This is a genomic window from Amycolatopsis lurida (assembly GCF_900105055.1).
In the GTDB taxonomy this organism is placed as follows: Bacteria; Actinomycetota; Actinomycetes; order Mycobacteriales; family Pseudonocardiaceae; genus Amycolatopsis; species Amycolatopsis lurida.
The window spans coordinates 4,775,991-4,793,581 of sequence record NZ_FNTA01000004.1 but is presented as its reverse complement, the minus strand read 5'-3'; the positions used below and the strand labels follow the sequence as shown (position 1 = coordinate 4,793,581).

Below are 17,591 nucleotides of genomic sequence, written 5' to 3'. Positions count from 1 at the left end.
GGAACTTGCGCCGCTCCCAGTTAATCCCCGAGCCCCATGGGTTCCCCCGAGGAAAGATCGAATACGATGATTACATCGTACACAGGCTCCGGCCCATGGCAACCCCGAACTTCACGGGACATCTTCCGAAGATCATCGAGCACGTATCCCAGTGAGCGGGAACGACACGTCGACGCCCCCCACGCGCGTTACCACGAGATGACAGCCGGAAATCGAGCGACCGATCGGCTCGTTCCGCGCGCCACGCACACCGCCCCCATTCCACGGCATCGAAACTAGCAGCGCGGCCGATTCGGCCACACCGATTTTCGGATGGTGGCCAATTCCCGTCCGGAGCCGGTAGGCTCATCCACAGCAATGGCCATCGCCCGGAGCCGTGATCGAAACCCGCCGCCGACCACCTCGACAAGCGCGCGTAGCGGCATTCGGCGCGCTTCTTTCGAAACGCGCCCGCGAGACGTCGGCGCCGCGACTCAGCCTCGGCTGTCGAGGTAAACCTGAATTCCGTCGAGCACCCGCTGGAGGCCGAATTCGAACTCGTCGTCGATGTATCCCTCGGAGGCCGGGCTCACCCCCAGTGACTTGGTGACCTCGAGCAACCGCGAATACCGCGGCGATGTCTCGACCTCTCCCTCACCGGGAAGATTCGCCATCCACCACTCCGCGGCATCCTCCCGGTCTTCCCCACGGGCAAGAAAGCCGTGGCCCCAGCTCAGCGCCAGCCCCTGACCATAGGAATTCACCACGCCGAGCAGGTAGAGCTTCTCGGCACCCGAAAGCCCGAGCCCGTCGAAGGTCGCCAGCGACCACTCCATCGAAGCGAGCATGTTGGGCCCCATGGGGGGTTTCGCCGTCGCCGTCGCGGCCAGCATCCAAGGGTGGGCGAAGTAGGAACGCCAATCCTGCCGAGCCGCCGCCTGCAACGCGTCGCGCCAATGCTCCGGCCTGCCCTCCGGGTAGGCGAACTCCTTCACCACCTGATCGATCATCAACTCGATCAGCGCTTCCCGGTTCGCCACATGGCGATAGAGCGCCATCCCCGTGGCGTTGAGCCGCTGCCCCACCCCGCGCATCGTGACCGCTTCAAGGCCGCCTTCGTCGGCGACCTTGATCGCGGTCTCGACGATCAGCGACAGCGACAGGGCCGCCCGAACCTTCGATGCCACCGTTCCTCACATCCTGTTTGCGTGATCCCGAGGGTTCAGTATACATTGTCAACGTCCTTGTTTACGTTGTAATCAAGTAGGGGGATCCATGACTTCACCACCACCGCCGACGGGCTCCGAACGAGCCACCGGCAAGCAGTGGCTCGGCCTGGCGGTCATCGTGCTGCCGTGCCTGGTGGTCTCGATGGACCTGTCGGTGCTCTTCTACGCGTTGCCGTTTCTGAGCGCGGACCTGGCACCGAGCAGCGCCGAACTGTTGTGGATCCTGGATCTCTACGGGTTCGTGCTGGCCGGTTTCCTGATCTCCATGGGCACCCTCGGCGACCGCGTCGGCCGTCGCAAGGTGCTGCTCGTCGGCGCCACACTCTTCGCCATCGCCTCGCTGATCGCGGCGTACTCGAACTCCACCGAGATGCTGATCGCGGCGAGGGCCTTGCTGGGAATCGCCGGCGCGACCCTGGCGCCGTCCACGCTTTCCTTGATTCGCAACATGTTCCACGACGCACGCCAACGGCAGGTGGCGATCAGCGTGTGGACACTGGGCTTCGCCGGCGGTGCCATCGTCGGGCCGATCATCGGCGGGCTCATGCTGGAGTACTTCTGGTGGGGATCGGTCTTCCTGCTGAACGTGCCGGTGATGGTGCTGCTGCTGATCCTCGGTCCGATCCTGCTTCCGGAATTCCGCAACCCGGGTGCGGGAAGGTTCGACTTCGCCGGCGCCGTGCTCTCGCTCGCCACGGTGCTGCCGGTGATGTTCGGCGTGAAGAAGATCGCCGCCGACGGATTTTCCTGGGGTTACCTCGGTTCAGTGGCGCTGGGCCTGGCGTTCGGCGTGCTGTTCGTCCGGCGGCAGCTGACCGCCGAGCATCCGATGATCGACATCAAGCTGTTCCGGCGCGCGCAGTTCAGCGGTGCGGTGGCCGCGTGCGCGTCCACCTTCCTGGTCCTGGCCGGGCTCGGCATGTTCATCTCGCAGTATCTCCAGCTGGTGCTCGGTTTCAGCCCGTTCCAGGCGGCGCTGTGGAGCCTGCCCGGCATCGCCGGGATGCTGATCGGCGTGAGCACCGGCACCGCGTTGGCCGTCCGGGTCAAACCGTCCAGGATCGTCGCGGTGGGGCTGGCCCTCGGCGGCGTGGGTTTCGTCCTCTTCGCTCAGGTGGACGTCGCGTCCGGGGTGGGCTGGGTGGTGGCCTCGCAAGTGGTCATGTCCAGCGGTATCGGCGCGGTGGCCACCCTCTCCACGGACCTGGTGCTGGCCACCGCCCCCAAGGAGAGCGCGGGAGCGGCCGCCGCCATCTCCGAGACCGCCAACGAGTTCGGCGGCGCCGCCGGTATCGCCTTGCTCGGCAGCCTCGGCGCGGTGGTCTACCGCGGCGAGCTGGAGAACCTCGTCCCGCCGGGGCTGCCGGCGGACGTGCTCGCCAGCGCCAAGGAGACCCTAGGTGCGGCTTTCGAAGCGGCCGCCCAGCTACCCGCCGCCCTGGGCGACGGGCTTCGAGCGGCGGCGAGTCAGACCTTCGTCAACGGCTTGCACTGGGTCGCCTGGATCGGCACCACCGGATGCTTCGTCCTCGCCGGATTCGTGCTGGTCGCCCTCCGCCGCGTCCCGCCGACCAGCCAAGCGTCCGTCGAAGAGCAGGACAGCAGCCCCGCTGCGCACCACTGACCCCCCAGCAGCGGTGCTACGCAGCCTTATCGCGGACGCGCGGTCGCCCTCCCAGGCGTGACCGCGCGTCCGCCTCCTCGCGGCCCGGACTCGGCACCGCTCACTCCTTGTTCGGCACCAGGTACAGCTCCTGCTTTCCGAGAGTCGGCGCCTCGAGCGTCCAATGCGCGAGCGCGTCCGGCGGCGGGGCCGCCAGCCGGCGCAGCACGAGTTCGGGACGGCGTGGCCGGACGTCGAAGTCGAAGAAGGCGTAGTTCACGCGGAGTATCGCGCGGATCCAGCGGTTCTCCTCGCCGCGCGCCGCGATCGCGGACGGCAGCAGGCCACGGTCGGAGAAGACGTCGACGATCGGGCAACCGCAACTGTAGGCGAGGACGCCGATTTCGCCCGCGCTGCCGACGATCCGGCCTCCGGCGAGCGCACCCAGTTCCGCTCCGATACGGGCGTACTGCGCGCTCGACGTGTAGTTCGACGTGAGCGGCGCGTACGCGCGGGGAAGTCCGGCAGCCGCGTACGCGATCAGACCGGCGACGATCAGCGCGAGCACCCCGACGGCCGTGATCCGGCGGGAAACCGCGACTGCACAGACGAAAACGGTCGCCGCGGTGAGGCCGGGGCCGTAGTACCAGTGGTAGGGCGGAACCGCCAGCACCACGTAGCCGACGTGGTAGAGCAGGCCGCCGAGGGCGAGGAGCACGAACGGCCGCAGCCCTGCGGGGATCGTGCGCCGCCGGACGGCCAGTGTCGCCACGGCGAGGACGGCGGGCAAGAACGCCAGCGCGGTCATCACCGGCGAAGTCCGCGCGTAGAACAGCGGGCCGTTGCCGAAGTTCCAGGCGCCCCAAGCATGTCGCGAGCCCTGGAGCGTCTTGATCACCACGGTGTCCGGTACCGCCGCGCCGAGCACCACCCAGCTGAAGCCGAACCACGGCAGCGTGATCAGCCCGGCGCCGAGCAGCGCGCGTCCCGCGCCGGGACGGAGGAAGACGAAGAGCACCACCGCGAACACGATCAGGTCCAGCCGGACCAGGGCGAGCAGGCCGGCTGTCAGCCCGAAGGCGAAGGAGGTCTTTTCGACGGCGAACACGGTGAGCCAGCCCAGGACCGCCGCGCCGAGGGCGACCTCGAGCCCGATCGACGAGAGCAGAAGCGGGTTCGCGGTCAGCGCGGCGAGTGTCAGCGCGGGGAACCGGGGCGGCAACCCCGCCGCCGCGCCGAGCCTGCGCAACCCCAGGGCGAGAAGGACCTGGCACAGCACGAACAGCACTCCGGCGGCGAAGACGGCGTCGCGGACGAAGAGGGTCAGGGCCGCCAGGATGAGCACGTTCGCCGGCGACGTCGCGGTGTTCGACGTCGCGTCGGCGAGCAGGCCCCAGTGGCCGTGGAAGGCGACGTTGCGCGCGTACGCCAGCGTGATGAACGTGTCGTCGATCAAATGCGGGCGGGCGAGCAGGAACACCACCGCCGAGAGCACCGCCACGGACAGGGGCATCCGCCAGGTCGTCGCCTGGTTGTCCGTCGTCCGGACCTGTTCCATGATCATGGCTTGACATGGCTTCTCCACCCCGGAAAGTTGCGCGCAACGTTCGGCCGGTGCCGGCCACAACCAGGGTGTGAGCAGTCTTGCGATCGGGGCGGGGGTACCGGTGGAAAAGACCGGTGACCGGGAACTGTGGGCCCGCGCGGCCGACGGCGACGAGGGGGCGTTCGGTGAGCTGTTCGAGCGGCACGCCGAGGCTCTGTGGAACTACACGTATCGCCTGACCGGTTCGTGGAGCAGCGCCGAGGACCTGGCGTCCACGACGTTCCTCATCGCCTGGCGGCGGCGGGCCGAGGTGACCCTGGTGCGGGACAGTGCCCTGCCGTGGCTTTACACGGTCGCGGCCAATGTCGCCCGTGACGAGCACCGCGGTGCTCGTCGCCGGCTGCGGCTGCTCGGGAAGATCCCCGCCCAGCCCGCCGTATCCGACCACGCCGATTCGGTGGCCGAGAAGATCGACGGCCAGCGCCGGCTGGGGCGAGTCGCCGAAGCCGTCCGATCGCTGCCGAAATCGCAGCGCGAAGTCGTCGAACTCTGCCTGGCCGCCGAGGTGAGCATCGCCGACGCCGCCGAGTTGCTGGGCATCGCCGAGGTCACCGTCCGCGCCCATCTTTCCCGGGGACGAGCCCGGCTGCGTACGTTGCTGGAGGAGAAATGAGCGGCGAACCCGTGTACCCGCCTCGCCGTGGGATGCCGGACGACGTCCGCGCCCGGATGCGATCGACCGTCCGTGAGGGGATCGCGAAGCCGCGGCGGACGGCACGTGTCTGGTACGCCGTCGCGGCGGCCGTCGTTCTCGTCGCGTCCGGTGTCGCCGCCGCGACGCAGTCACTTCATCAGCAGGGCGCGGACCCCCGCCCCGAGCCTGCCGCGGGCGGGCTCAACCTGGACCTCGGGCTGGCGGCGTCCTCGCTCGACCGCTGTTGGGCCGCGGTGCGGGCGGCGGGCAAAACGGACCGAGTGGCCCCGCGCGAGGAATGGGTCCCCCATTTCACGGACGTCATGCTGGACGTTTCGGTCGTCGCCGCGACGGCGGCGGGCAAGCCGATGTTCTGCGAGACGACGCTGACCTCCGTGACCCTGTCCGACCCGAACGCCGCCCCCGCGTATGCGCCGGGCACCCGCACCGGACTGCTCCTGCAGAGCGCGACCGGACTGATCGGCGGGGTACTCGATCCGGCCTGGCCGGGCGCGGGTCTCGCATTCCAAGCCGAGGATTCCGGCGGCGGGGACGCCGTGGAAGCTTCGCCTCTGACACATCAGTTCGTTTCGTTCACCTGGACCGCCCCCGCGAAGACGCAACTATCCGTCTACGAGCCCGTCGGAGCGACGACCACAAACCTGCCGCCGGCTCCGGCGCCCCTGCTTTCAGCCGTCGATCGCCCGATCGCCCCGGCCGACCGGACCTCGCCCGCGGGCCGTGCGCTGGGCGATTGCCTGTCCGGCGCGGTGGACGCCGTCTCCGACGTGACGGGCTACCGGCCGGGCGCGCTGCTGGACAAGGACGGCTATCGGGTCGTTCTCGGCCGTCTGGGCGACCGGAGCCTGGCGTGCACGACCATTCCGGACCCGCGGCGTCCCGGCCGGATGAAGATGCGGGTCTACCAGGATCAGTTCGAGATCCCGCCGGAGCAGCCCCGGGTGATCCCGATGCAGCCTCTGGGCGGTGTGGAAGATGGCGGTGACCGGGGCAACGCCCGGACGCCGTACGCCGGGACGCGGCTGCCGTCGACGGCGGTGACGGTGACCTGCGACTTCGGCGCCGGACTGACCTCGACATCCGATGTGGTCGACGGGACCTTCGTGGTCTTCGTTCCGAAAGAGGTGAAGGATCCGTTCCCGCGGGAGGTCCACACTCGAGCGCGTGATGCCAACGGCGCCGTCGTGTTCGAAGGGACTCTGTAGCCCGGGGCCGTCCCTCGGCGACACCATCGACGCGAGAATATCTGTCGTTCCGACCAGTGAAACCCGAGTAAGCACAAGCTGCCGCCGTTCTGGAGCGACCAGTAGCAAGGATCGCTGCAGTCTGGCGCTTTCGCACTCCCCTTCGGTTGCGAGCGGGCCGTAGTGGTCGCCGGCCTCTTTCGCGCTCGCCACGCCACCCAGCGAGAGGGTCATCGCCGCGACGACTCCTGTCCGATCACCAGGTTTTCCAAGCACGCTTCAAGTTCACATACTCCTGACCGCTCGTGATGCTTCGTCGAGACGTTGATCAGATTCGCCACAGAGGTCGCCCCAGCGAGAAATCATCCCCAGATGATCAACACCGCCACCGAGGGCCACACACCTGAATTGACACGAAGCACGAGCGCCGGCAGCCTCACCGAAGCTCGGGGAACCGCGGCGACGGCGTGGTCGATGCCCGACGCGGAGCACGATGTCGATCTTGAGCCGCCAAGGGGGCTCGAACCCCTGACCTTCTGTTTACAAGACAGATGCTCTACCAGCTGAGCTATAGCGGCCGTGCCCAGGGCAGCCCGGGCACGGCCAGTATATCGGCGCCCGTTCAGCCGTCCGCAGGGCGCACCCGGGGGTCCCCGGCCACCACCCGGAAGGCGTGCGCGAAGGTCACGGCGGTCGCCGGGTCGCGGCGGTCGGCGACGTAGTACCAGTTCATCCGGACGGCTTCCGGGGTCACTTCGAGGACGCCGGGGCCGTGCGAGTCGAGCTCGACGAAGCGCACGTGCGGGTTCAGCGCGCGGATCGCCGCCTCCACCTTCAGCGAGCCGGTCCGTGGCGGGACGCCGAGCTGCTCGTCGATGTTGTCCGAGGTGACCGACGGGCAGACGAACTCCACCGCGACGCTCGTGCCGTCCCGCGGCACGTCGTTCGCCCACGACGAGTGGACGTCGCCGGTCAGGAACACCGTGTTGCCCCGGCCCTGCGCCGCGATGGTGTCGAGGACCCGGCGACGATCCTCGGCGTAGCCGTCCCACTGGTCGGTGTTCACCGTGGTCGGCTGGCCGTCGAGCAGGTCGTCGAGGGCGAGCCGTTCGCGGGTGGGCAGCGCGGGGATCTTGATCGGCGTGACCATCACCGAGTTGCCGATCAGGTTCCAGGACGCGGTCCCGCGCGCGAGGCCATCGAGGAACCACCGCCGTTGCTCGGCGCCGAGGATGGTGCCTTCCGCCGAGGCCGGGCCGGGCTGCCGCGTCCGGTACGTCCGCAGGTCCAGCATGGTGAGGTCGGCCAGCCTCCCGAACTTCAGCCGCCGGTACAGCCGGTCACCGCGGTGCCGCACCGGCATCCATTCGAAGTACGCCTGGTGCGCGGCCCGCATCCGGTCGTGCCAGCTTCCCTCCGTCGCCGGGTCGTGGGACGGTGACCCGCCGGACCAGGCGTTGTCGGCGGCCTCGTGGTCGTCCCAGGTCGCGACCATCGGGTGACGGCCGTGCAGCCGCCGGAGGTGCTCGTCGGTCTTGTACATCGCGTGGCGTTGCCGGTAGTCCCGCAGGGTGATCAACTCGTTGGGCGGTACCGAAGGCCGAAGATCACCCGCAGGGTTGGGATTCCCTTCGTAGAGGTAGTCACCCAGGTGAATGAAGGCGTCCAGATCGTCGCGGTCGGCCAGGTAGCCGTAGGGAGCGAAGTGACCGACAGCCCAGTTGGCGCACGAGGCCACACCGAGCCGCAGGCTCGCGACGTCCTCGTCGTGCGAAGGCGCGGTGCGTGTCCGCCCGGACGGCGAGACCTTCCCCTGAGCCGTGAAGCGGTACCAATACGCGGTCGACGCGCACAGCCCGCCCGCCGTCACCTTCACCGTGTGGTCGCGGTCCGGTCCGGTCCGGACGTGACCGCGAGCGACGACGCGCATGAATCCGGCGTCTTCGGCCACCTCCCACCGGACGTCTGCCGTCGCCCCTTTTCCGGATCCCGGAACCGCGTCCGGCGAGGGCGTGACACGGGTCCAGAGAAGGACCGAATCGGGCATCGGATCGCCCGACGCCACCCCGTGCGCGAAAACCGGGGCCTCGGCCCCGCTAGATGCACCCGAAAGGGTGAATGTCGCCGCTGTTCCGGCGGCGGTGACACCCGCCGCGCGAAGAACGGATCTCCTGCTCACAGAGGACGCCATGGCATGCAGTGTGCCGCAAACCGGTGCGCCCGCGATGATCTTCCTCCGACGTGGTGGACGCCACTTCGGGTTTCCTGCAACGGTCGAGGCACCGGCCCCGATGCTCCTCGGGAAAGTCCCTCGAACCAGAGTGAGGAGGTGGATCGATCATGAAGATCAACGAGCACACCAAGAGGGCCCAGGCGGGCGAACGCGGTGTCGAAAAGAACCAGGACGAAACACCCGAACGTGGCGAATGGCTGCTGGAAGCGCCGCGCCAGCGTGACGGAGAGCGATCGATCCCCCAGGCCCGCTCGCACCGGCCGAATCTGCTGCGCCGCCGCGCCTGGCAGATCCTCGAGGCGCCGACGGCGGAGCAGCCCGCCGTCGAGGCCGACGAGGCGATGGGGCCGAAGCCGCCCGACGACTCGACGGTCAACTTCGTCCTGGACCTCGCCCTGCGCATCGGCGAGGTCCAGATGTCGAGCGGCGCCGGCGCCTCCGACGTCACGGCGACGATCATCGCGCTGACCTCCGCACTCGGCCTCCCGCACTGCGAGGTCGACGTGATCTTCACGTCGATCACGGTGACCTGCCACCGCGGCACCGACATGGCCCCGGTGACGGCACTGCGGGTGGTCCGCTCGCGCAGCCTCGACTACACGCGGCTCACCCAGACCGAGACGCTGGTCCGCCGGATCGTCCGCGGCAACATCGGCGCCGAAGAGGCCCAGCAGGAACTCCAGCGGATCACGACCGCGCCGCACCCGTACCCCCGCTGGGTGGCCACGGCCGCCTGGGGCGGGCTGGCCGCGTTCATCACCCTGATCCTCGGTGGCAGCATCGACGTCGCGCTGGTCGCGCTGGTGATCAGCGCGGTCATCGACCGCCTCGGCCGCTTCCTCAACCGCTTCGCGCTGCCGTTCTTCTTCCAGCAGGTGATCGGCGGCCTGGTCGCGACCCTGTCCGCGATGGCCATAGTCAGCAGCAACCTCCTCACCACGGACAAACCCACGCTGGTCGTCGCGGCGGCCGTCACCGTGCTGCTGTCCGGTCTTTCCACGGTTTCCGCCGTGCAGGACGCCATCACCGGCTATTACGTCACAGCGGCCGGGCGCACGATGGAAACGGCGCTGATGAGTGCCGGGCTGATCGCGGGCGTGGTGCTGGCGCTGAAGATCGCGGTGCTGCTCGGCCTGCCGCTGACGCCGCTGCCCGAGGTCGTCTCGTCGACGCCGCAGGACCTGCCGATCATCATTCTGGGCAGCGTCGGCGCGTCGGCCTGCTTCGCGCTGGCCTCGTACTCGACGCTGCGCGCGATGATCGTCGCGGGAGCGGCGGGCGCCATCGGCGGCGCGGTCTACGGGGCCTTGATGCTGACCGACTTCCAGGCCGTCAGTTCGTCCGCCGTGGCCGCCACCCTGGTCGGTTTCTGCGGGGGCGTGCTCGCGAGGCGGCTCAAGGTGACACCTCTCGTGGTGGCTGTGTCCGGCATCACGCCCCTCCTCCCCGGCCTCTCCACCTATCGTGGTCTATACCAATTGGGCGTCGAGCCCGGCGGGAACATCTCGACGCTGATGACCGCGGTCGCGATCGGGCTTGCGCTGGCAGCGGGTGTGGTACTCGGTGAATACCTCGCGCAGCCGGTACGCACCGGGCTCGGCAGGCTCGAACGCAAGTTCGCCGGGCCGAGGATGGCGGGCCCGATGGAACCCGCCGAACGACGCTTGGAGTGATCGCTCGCCGACCGGCCGCGACCTCCTCGCGCGATAGGGTTTCCGCTTAGGGCAGCGACCCGCGAATCGAGGGAGCGGCTGGTGGACGAAGTGATTGCCGAGACGAGCAGAACGGCCTCCGCGGATTTCGTGGTGGTGGCGAACAGGCTCCCGGTGGACCTCGAACGGACCGCCGACGGAAGCAGGCGCTGGACGGCGAGCCCGGGCGGACTGGTGTCCGCGCTCGAACCGTTCCTGCGGTCACGCAAGGGAGCCTGGGTCGGGTGGCCGGGTGTACCCGACGTCGACGTCGAGGAATTCGACGACGACGGCTTGGTCCTGCACCCGGTCTCCCTGACGTCGGACGACGTCCGCGACTACTACGAGGGCTTCTCCAACGCGACGCTCTGGCCGCTGTACCACGACGTGGTGGAGCGGCCGGTGTTCGACCGGAGCTGGTGGGAGGCCTACGTCCGGGTGAACCGGCGCTTCGCCGAGGCGAGCGCGAAGGTCGCCGCCGAGGGCGCGACCGTGTGGATCCAGGACTACCAGCTGCAGCTGGTCCCGGCGATGCTCCGCGAGCTGCGTCCCGACCTCCGGATCGGGTTCTTCCTGCACATCCCGTTTCCCCCGGTCGAGTTGTTCATGCAGATGCCGTGGCGGACCGAGATCGTCCGCGGCCTGGTCGGGGCCGACCTCGTCGGCTTCCACCGGCCGGGTGGCGCGCAGAATTTCCTCTGGCTGGCGCGGCAGCTGGCGGGTCTCGAGTCCAGCCGCGGCGCGGTCGGCATCCGCACCCGCCCCGGCCTGATGCAGGTCGGCGATCGCACGGTGCGGGTCGGCGCGTTCCCGATCTCCATCGACGCCATCGGCCTCGACAAACTCGCCAAGACCAAGGGCGTCGCCGAACGCGCCGCCCAGCTGCGGCGCGACCTCGGCAATCCGAAGAAGGTCTTGCTCGGCGTCGACCGGCTCGACTACACCAAGGGCATCGACCTGCGATTGCAGGCGTTGCACGAGCTGCTGCACGAAGGCCGCGTCCGCCCGGAGGACGTGACGTTCGTCCAGCTGGCCACCCCGAGCCGCGAGCGTGTCGAGCACTACCAGCGGATGCGCGGCGACATCGAGCAGATGGTCGGGCGGATCAACGGCGAATTCGCCCGCGTGGGTCACCCGGTCGTGCATTATCTGCACCAGTCCGTGAACCGGACGGAGCTGGCCGCGTTCTTCTCCGCGGCCGATGTCATGGTGGTCACTCCCCTGCGTGACGGGATGAACCTCGTCTGCAAGGAGTACGTCGCCTGCCGCCACGACCTGGGCGGTTCGCTCGTGCTTTCGGAGTTCGCCGGCGCCGCGGCGGAGCTCACCAGCGCGCTCCTGGTCAACCCGCATGACCTGGACGGGGTGAAGAACGCCTTGGAGACTGCCATTACGCTCGACCCCGCAGAGGGACGCCGCCGTATGCGCGCCATGCGTCGACAGGTCCTCACGCATGACGTCGACCGCTGGGCGCGCTCGTTCCTCCAAGCACTCGGTGCCGAACCGGCCGACTGATTCCCCAACCCCCGCTACGTTCCCGAGGAGAAATCGTTGACCGCCGAGGCACTGCCCGCCGAGCTGCGGCGCGCGATCGTCCAGGTCGCGCGCACCCCGCGGTTGCTGGTCGCCTGCGACTACGACGGCACGCTGGCTCCGATCACGGCCAATCCGGACGAAGCCCGGCCGCTGCCCGAATCGGTAGGCGCGCTGAGGTCGCTGGCCGGCCTGCACGAGACGACCACCGCGGTCATCTCCGGCCGCGCGCTGCGTGATCTCGCCACCCTGTCCCGTCTCCCGGCCGAGGTGAACCTGGTCGGCAGCCACGGGTCCGAATTCGACATCGGCTTCATCCACGCGCTCGACGACAAGGCCCGGGAGCTGCACAGACGGCTCGAAGCCGAGCTGGAGAACCTGGTGCTCGACGTGCCGGGCGTCTCACTCGAGGTCAAGCCCGCCAGCATCGCGGTGCACGTCCGCCGGGCCGAGCACGAGGCGGGCCGCCGGGTCCTGCGCGACGTCCACAATGGACCCGCCCGGTGGGAGGGCGTGTCAACGACCGACGGCAAGGAGGTCGTCGAGCTCGCGGTCGTCCAGACGGACAAGGGCCGCGCGCTGGACACCCTGCGCCACCAGGTCGGCGCGACGGCCGCGGTCTTCCTCGGCGACGACGTCACCGACGAGAAGGCGTTCGCCCGGATCTCCGGCCCGGACGTCGGCGTGAAGGTCGGCGACGGGGAGAGCCTCGCTCAGTACCGGGTCCCGGACACCGTCGACGTCGCGATGGCGCTCGCCTTCCTCCTCGAAGAGCGGCGCAATTGGCTGTACGGCGAGCAGGCGCCGCCGATCGAGCGGCTTTCCATGCTGGCCAACGAACGTTCGGTCGCGCTGGTCACCCCGGACGCCCGGCTGACCTGGCTGTGCCACCCCGGGCCCGACGCGCCCGCGATCTTCGCGGATCTGCTCGGCGGGGCCGGCGCCGGACACTTCTCGATCAAGCCGCACCGCAACGGCCTGCCGCTCGGGCAGCGCTACCTGCCGAACACGATGACGGTCGAGACCCGCTGGTCCCGGCTGCTCGTCACCGACTACCTGGAGCCGGAGAGCCCCTCGCACCGCACCGATCTCGTCCGGGTGATCTCGGGTGAGGCGGCGGCGGAGATCGTGTTCGCGCCGCGGCCCGAATTCGGTGGTGTGCCGGTGAAGCTGGTCGCCGAGGGCGACGGGATCCTGGTGCAGGGCACCTCGGAACCGTTCGCGCTGCGTTCGCCGGGCGTGGAGTGGGAGATCACCTCCGACGGCATGAACGACACCGCGACGGCGCTCGTCACCCCCACCCCGGACAACCCGGTGGTGCTCGAACTCCGTTGCGGCACCTCGGATCTCGGCGCGCACGAATTGTCCGAAGTCGATCGGCGGGCCCGTGCGGGCGACTACTGGAGCACCTGGGCGCGGACGCTCAAACTGCCCGGCGTCCAGACCGACCTCGTCGGCCGCTCGGCGCTCACGTTGCGCGGGCTGGTGAACACCGACACCGGCGGCGTGCTCGCGGCGGCGACCTCCTCGCTGCCGGAGGAGATCGGCGGCGTCCGGAACTGGGACTACCGCTACTGCTGGATCCGTGACGCGGCCATGACCGTGCGTGAACTGGTCCACCTCGGCTCGACCGAAGAGGCGGAAGGCTACCTCCGCTGGCTGCACGGTGTCCTGTCCACTTTGGCCGGTCCGGAACGGCTGCACCCGCTGTACACGCTGGCGGGCAGCGTGATCGGCGCCGAAGCGGTCATCGAGTCGCTGCCCGGGTACGCCGGTTCGCGGCCGGTCCGCGTCGGCAACCTGGCGAACCACCAGGTCCAGCTGGACGTGTTCGGCCCGGTCGTCGAACTCGTGCAGACGCTCGCGTCGGCGCGCGGTGAGCTCCGCGACGAGGACTGGCAGATGGTGCGCGCGATGGCCGAGGCCGTCACGCGGCGCTGGAACGAGCCGGACCACGGCATCTGGGAGGAGCGGCACGTGCCGCGCCACCGGGTGTACTCGCGGGTGATGTGCTGGGTGACCATCGACCGGGCGATCAAACTGGGCGAGGTCTACGGCCGCGAGGTGCCGGGCGCGTGGCCTTCGCTGCGTGACGAGATCGCCGCGGACGTCCTGGAGAAGGGCTGGAACGAAGAGGTCCAGGCCTTCACGACCGCTTACGACGGAACGGATCTCGACGCAGCGTCGCTGTTCGTCGGGCTGACCGGGCTGATCGATCCGGCCGACCCGCGCTTCCAGTCCACGGTGACCGCGATCGAGGCGGAACTGCGCAGTGGGTCCACTGTGTACCGTTACCGTCGCGACGACGGCCTTCCCGGCGGCGAGGGCGGTTTCCACATCTGCGCGGCGTGGCTCATCGAGGCGTACCTGCTCACCGGGCGGCGCACCGAGGCCGAGGAACTGTTCACGCAGATCGTCGACGCCGCGGGCCCGACCGGGCTGCTGCCCGAGCAGTTCGACCCGATCGCGGAGCGCTCGCTGGGCAACCACCCGCAGGCGTACTCGCACATCGGGCTGATCCGCTGCGCGAACCTGCTTTCCCAGTAGCGCTCACGCAATTCGGCACCTGCTTGCGGTAGTTGCACACGCAAGAATCGCAAGCAGGTGCCGAATTGCGAGTTCAGCCGCCGGCGACCGACGGGATGATCTGCACTTCCTTCGCCTCGGCGAGGGAGGTCTTGGCGCCGTCGAGACGGCGGCACTCCTCACCGTCCACATAGAAGTTCACGTAGCGCCGCAGCGCGCCGGTTTCGTCGCGCAGACGGCGTTCCAGCGCGGGGAACCCGGCGCCGAGCGAGTCCAGGACGCCGTCGAGCGTCGAGGCCTCGACTTCGAGCGTGCCGCGGCCGTCCGCGAGCGGCCGCAGCATCGCGGGCAGCAGAACCCGGACCACCTAGACCACCTGGGCCCGCACGCACAGCACGTCCGGCAGATGCGCGGCCACCTGATGCCAGGTGTCGCCTTCGTCGGGACTCGCCCACACTTCACCGGATCGCGTGCCGAAGTAGATGCCGTCCCGCGAGTCCACGCACATCCCGTCCCGCAGCACTCCCGCGTAGAACCCCTTGTCCGGTAAGCCATTTCCGAGGCCTGTCCAGGTCTCGCCCGCGTCCTCGCTGCGATAGACCCGGCAACAGCCCTCCGGCGGGAAGCGGAGAACGTCGGCCACCAAGGGGAAGTTGTAGACAGTGTCCGGTTTGGACGGATGGACCACCATCGCGAAGCCGAAGTCGTTCGGCAGGCCGTCGGCGATCGAGTGCCACGTCTTCGCGTCGTCGTCGCTGCGGTACACCCCGCCGTGGTTCTGCAGGAAGAAGCGCTCGGGGCGCGACGGGTGCATCGCGACCTTGTGCACGCACTGCCCGAACTCGGGTTCCTCGTCGGGCAGGAAACCCGCGCTGATCCCGCGGTTCGACGCCGTCCAGCTCTTGCCGCCGTCCTCGGTGCGGTAGACCCCGCCGGTCGACATGGCGACGGTGATCCGCCCGGAATCCGCGGGATGCGGCAGGATCGTGTGGATCATCTGGCCGCCGCCACCGGGAGTCCAGTGTGGACGATGCTCGTGGTCCCAGAGCCCGCGGACGAGTTCGAAGGTCTCGCCGCCGTCCTCGGACCGGAACAGCGCCGACGGCTCGACACCGGCGTAGACGACGTCACCGGCGAGCACGATCTGCCAGATGCCTTCGAGCGCGGTCTCCGTGTCGGCGGGGAAGGCGACCGGCGCGTGATCGGGTTGGGACCAGGTCTCGCCGAAGTCCTCCGACGTCGCAATCGTCGGGCCGAAGTGTTCGTTGACCGCGGCCGCGTAGATCTTCGAGGGGGCCAGCGCGACCGCCCGGACGGCCTCCATGGGGAACTTCGGTTCGGAGATCTCCCAGTTCTCGCGGTCCTCGCTGCGGGCGAGGAACAAGCCCTTCCTGGTACCGATCCCCAGCTGGAACTCCACGACGCCATCCTCTCGGTCGACACTGTGACTCAGGTCACCGTACTACCGGAGGCGGGGAAATGGAGGCGTCGCGCCGGCTGCTGTCCAAGGGGTCGTGGCCCTCGCCTTCTCGGGAGAACGAGGGTCACAGACGAACAGCCGGCGCGACGGGTTTCGGGGCGGTCAGGTCCCGCTGATCAGGCGCAGCGCGAGATCGGGGCTGAACTGACCGGCTTCGACGTTCGGCGCGATCCCGCACTTGCCGTCGGAGTCGCCGGGCACCTTGACCCAGAGCAGCATCTCGGCGCCACCGCCGGTCTGCGAGGTCGCCCCGAGCTTGCGCCCGGCCGGGTTGCACCACTCGGAGCCCAGCGGGCCGTTGCCGTTACGGCTCGTGTCGATCACGAACGGCTTGGTGTAGCCGTATTTGCTCGACAGCGCGGCGCTGACGGCCTTGCCGTAGTTCGCCGAGTCGGTGGTGGTCTTGTAGTTCGACACGTTGATCGCGAGACCGCGGATCGACTTCACCCCGACGGCGTTGAGCCGGTCGGCCATGGTCGCGGCGGGGATCCAGGTCGAGTTGCCGCCGTCCATGTACGCCCAGGTGTTCGGGGCCTTGGCGGCGAACTGCTCCGCGGCGTACTTGAGCAGATCGAGGCGGGTCTGGCGCTCACCGGCGGGCAGGCAGTCGACCTGCGCGAGCGCGTCCGGCTCGATGACGACGACCGCGGGCTTGCCGCCGATACCGTCGGCGAAGTTCGAGATCCAGGTCCGGTACGCCTCCGGGCTGCCCGCGCCGCCACCGGAGTGACCGCCGCAGTCGCGGCCGGGGATGTTGTAGGCGACCAGGATCGGCAGCTTGTCGGCCACGTCGGCGGCGTAGGTGTAGCCGTCGACGGCGGTCTTGACGTTCCCGCTCCAGTTGCCGAACCAGCGCGCGCCCGCCTTGGTGGAGATGGCGGCCTTGATCTTGTCGGCGGTGCTGCCCGGGTGATTCTTCACCCAGACCGCGGGGTTGGAGTTCGGGTCGACGTAGAAGCCGTTGGTCTTCTCAAGGGGGTTGCCGTCGGCGGCCTGGGCCGGCGCGGCGATGAGGGCCAGTAGCGAGGCGGCCAGCAGACCGAGCGTCTTGATGCGCATGCCCGTCAGCTTCGAGCCTTCCCGTACAAGATTCGTACAACTCACGCCATTCGTCACCTACTTGCGGCGCGCGGGCGCCGCAAGTAGGTGACGAACCGCGAAGAGGGTCAGGCCGAGTAGCCCTTCGGCGGGATCAGGGTGGCGAGCTGGTTGAAGGTGAGCCAGTAGATCTGGTTGCCACCGAAGTTGGCCGGGTCGGCGATCTTCACCGTCATGTTGTCGCTGTTGTAACCGATGATCGTGAAGTAGTGGTAGATGGTGTAGTTCGGGTAGCCCGGCGGGTGGTTGTTCGCCGGGGCGACGATGTTCGCGACGATCGCGTAGCCCTTGTCGACGTCCAGCACGATGTCGCGCCACAGGAGATCGCGCTGTGCCTGGGTCGGCGGGTCGTTCGGCATCTCCTTGGTCTCGTACCAGCCACCGGCGACGTGGTTGTTGAGGACGCGGGTGACCTGCCCGATCCAGTCGGTGCCGTTGGTGCTGGTCGGGAGCTCGTTCGCGAGCTGCTGCTGGCTCGGCGGGTTGCCGTTCTTGGCCGAGATGGCGATACGGGTGGCGGCCGGGCCGCACCAGTATCCGGTCTCCTGGATCTGGTACTGGATGTTGAGCTCCGCGGCCGCCCTGACCCCTTCGACCTTGGCGGGCGGCGCCATCGACTTCACGAAGTCGGGCGCGGGTACGACGTTCTCGCCTTGGGCGACGGCCGCGGCCGGAGCGGTGATCAGTGCGGACACCGCGAGCGCGGCCACGACCGCGGTCCTGAGTCGACGCATGGTAATCCTTCCCCAGTTTCACTTTTGGATGGTGAATCCT

At 69.0% G+C, this 17,591-nt stretch carries 13 protein-coding genes and 1 tRNA gene; 6 read left to right on the top strand and 8 right to left on the bottom strand.

All coding sequences use genetic code 11. The annotated features are described in order from the left end of the window. Positions 1–473: 473 nt before the first annotated feature. On the bottom strand, positions 474–1,166 hold the full coding sequence (locus BLW75_RS28005; protein WP_091598464.1) for a TetR/AcrR family transcriptional regulator: 693 nt from the start codon (positions 1,164–1,166) through the stop codon (positions 474–476). An 88-nt stretch (positions 1,167–1,254) separates the two neighbouring features. Between BLW75_RS28005 and BLW75_RS28000 the strand changes: the two genes are divergently transcribed. Continuing rightward, positions 1,255–2,832 carry an MFS transporter gene (locus BLW75_RS28000; RefSeq protein WP_091598461.1) on the top strand — a complete coding sequence of 526 codons (1,578 nt, stop codon included), beginning with the start codon at positions 1,255–1,257 and terminating at the stop codon, positions 2,830–2,832. A 100-nt stretch (positions 2,833–2,932) separates the two neighbouring features. On the opposite strand, the gene BLW75_RS27995 is transcribed toward BLW75_RS28000, so the two are convergent. Beyond that, positions 2,933–4,375: a hypothetical protein gene (locus BLW75_RS27995; RefSeq protein WP_091598458.1), complete on the bottom strand. Its 1,443-nt coding sequence runs from the start codon at positions 4,373–4,375 to the stop codon at positions 2,933–2,935. A gap of 70 nt (positions 4,376–4,445) precedes the next feature. On the opposite strand from BLW75_RS27995, the gene BLW75_RS27990 reads away from it, so the two are divergent. After that, positions 4,446–5,030 carry an RNA polymerase sigma factor gene (locus BLW75_RS27990; RefSeq protein ID WP_034310236.1) on the top strand — a complete coding sequence of 195 codons (585 nt, stop codon included), beginning with the start codon at positions 4,446–4,448 and terminating at the stop codon, positions 5,028–5,030. Beyond that, positions 5,027–6,277, top strand: a complete 1,251-nt coding sequence (locus BLW75_RS27985) for a hypothetical protein (protein ID WP_034310234.1) — start codon at positions 5,027–5,029, stop codon at positions 6,275–6,277. Before BLW75_RS27990 ends, BLW75_RS27985 begins: the two co-directional genes overlap by 4 nt. A gap of 484 nt (positions 6,278–6,761) precedes the next feature. Here the strand turns inward: BLW75_RS27985 and BLW75_RS27980 are convergent. Together BLW75_RS27980 and BLW75_RS27975 are read right to left on the bottom strand one after the other, a co-directional pair. Beyond that, positions 6,762–6,834: transfer RNA gene (locus BLW75_RS27980), tRNA-Thr, on the bottom strand. A 44-nt stretch (positions 6,835–6,878) separates the two neighbouring features. Beyond that, a complete protein-coding gene (locus BLW75_RS27975) occupies positions 6,879–8,447 on the bottom strand; it encodes an alkaline phosphatase D family protein (protein ID WP_034310231.1) in 1,569 nt (522 codons plus the stop codon). A 149-nt stretch (positions 8,448–8,596) separates the two neighbouring features. Here BLW75_RS27975 and BLW75_RS27970 point away from each other — a divergent pair, with 149 nt between their 5' ends. The 3 genes from BLW75_RS27970 (at position 8,597) to otsB (ending at position 14,260) form a co-directional block, all read left to right on the top strand. Continuing rightward, positions 8,597–10,162, top strand: a complete 1,566-nt coding sequence (locus tag BLW75_RS27970; protein ID WP_034310229.1) for a threonine/serine exporter family protein — start codon at positions 8,597–8,599, stop codon at positions 10,160–10,162. A gap of 81 nt (positions 10,163–10,243) precedes the next feature. Continuing rightward, positions 10,244–11,695, top strand: a complete 1,452-nt coding sequence (locus BLW75_RS27965; protein ID WP_034310226.1) for an alpha,alpha-trehalose-phosphate synthase (UDP-forming) — start codon at positions 10,244–10,246, stop codon at positions 11,693–11,695. 36 nt (positions 11,696–11,731) lie between these two features. Next, complete coding sequence (gene otsB, locus BLW75_RS27960) at positions 11,732–14,260, top strand: trehalose-phosphatase (RefSeq protein ID WP_034310223.1); 2,529 nt, start codon at positions 11,732–11,734, stop codon at positions 14,258–14,260. 73 nt (positions 14,261–14,333) lie between these two features. Here the strand turns inward: otsB and BLW75_RS27955 are convergent, their stop codons facing one another. The 4 genes from BLW75_RS27955 to BLW75_RS27940 all read right to left on the bottom strand — a co-directional run bounded on the left by BLW75_RS27955 (position 14,334) and on the right by BLW75_RS27940 (position 17,551). Further along, positions 14,334–14,606, bottom strand: a complete 273-nt coding sequence (locus BLW75_RS27955) for a MoaD/ThiS family protein (RefSeq protein WP_091598452.1) — start codon at positions 14,604–14,606, stop codon at positions 14,334–14,336. Further along, positions 14,607–15,659 (bottom strand): WD40/YVTN/BNR-like repeat-containing protein, encoded by a 1,053-nt coding sequence (locus BLW75_RS27950; protein ID WP_034310221.1) that lies wholly within the window; start codon positions 15,657–15,659, stop codon positions 14,607–14,609. Between the two features lie 162 nt (positions 15,660–15,821). Continuing rightward, positions 15,822–16,778 carry a glycoside hydrolase family 6 protein gene (locus tag BLW75_RS27945; RefSeq protein ID WP_034310219.1) on the bottom strand — a complete coding sequence of 319 codons (957 nt, stop codon included), beginning with the start codon at positions 16,776–16,778 and terminating at the stop codon, positions 15,822–15,824. Between the two features lie 107 nt (positions 16,779–16,885). Next, a complete protein-coding gene (locus tag BLW75_RS27940) occupies positions 16,886–17,551 on the bottom strand; it encodes a C39 family peptidase (RefSeq protein WP_034310216.1) in 666 nt (221 codons plus the stop codon). Positions 17,552–17,591 lie beyond the last annotated feature (40 nt).

What these genes read in the sequence shown, in the direction of transcription:
- BLW75_RS27995 (WP_091598458.1), bottom strand. Translation starts at nt 4,375, where the DNA reads ATGATCATGGAACAGGTCCGGACGACGGACAACCAGGCGACGACCTGG.
- BLW75_RS27945 (WP_034310219.1), bottom strand. Translation starts at nt 16,778, where the DNA reads ATGCGCATCAAGACGCTCGGTCTGCTGGCCGCCTCGCTACTGGCCCTC.
- BLW75_RS28000 (WP_091598461.1), top strand. Translation starts at nt 1,255, where the DNA reads ATGACTTCACCACCACCGCCGACGGGCTCCGAACGAGCCACCGGCAAG.
- BLW75_RS27970 (WP_034310229.1), top strand. Translation starts at nt 8,597, where the DNA reads ATGAAGATCAACGAGCACACCAAGAGGGCCCAGGCGGGCGAACGCGGT.
- BLW75_RS27975 (WP_034310231.1), bottom strand. Translation starts at nt 8,447, where the DNA reads ATGGCGTCCTCTGTGAGCAGGAGATCCGTTCTTCGCGCGGCGGGTGTC.
- BLW75_RS27985 (WP_034310234.1), top strand. Translation starts at nt 5,027, where the DNA reads ATGAGCGGCGAACCCGTGTACCCGCCTCGCCGTGGGATGCCGGACGAC.
- BLW75_RS27940 (WP_034310216.1), bottom strand. Translation starts at nt 17,551, where the DNA reads ATGCGTCGACTCAGGACCGCGGTCGTGGCCGCGCTCGCGGTGTCCGCA.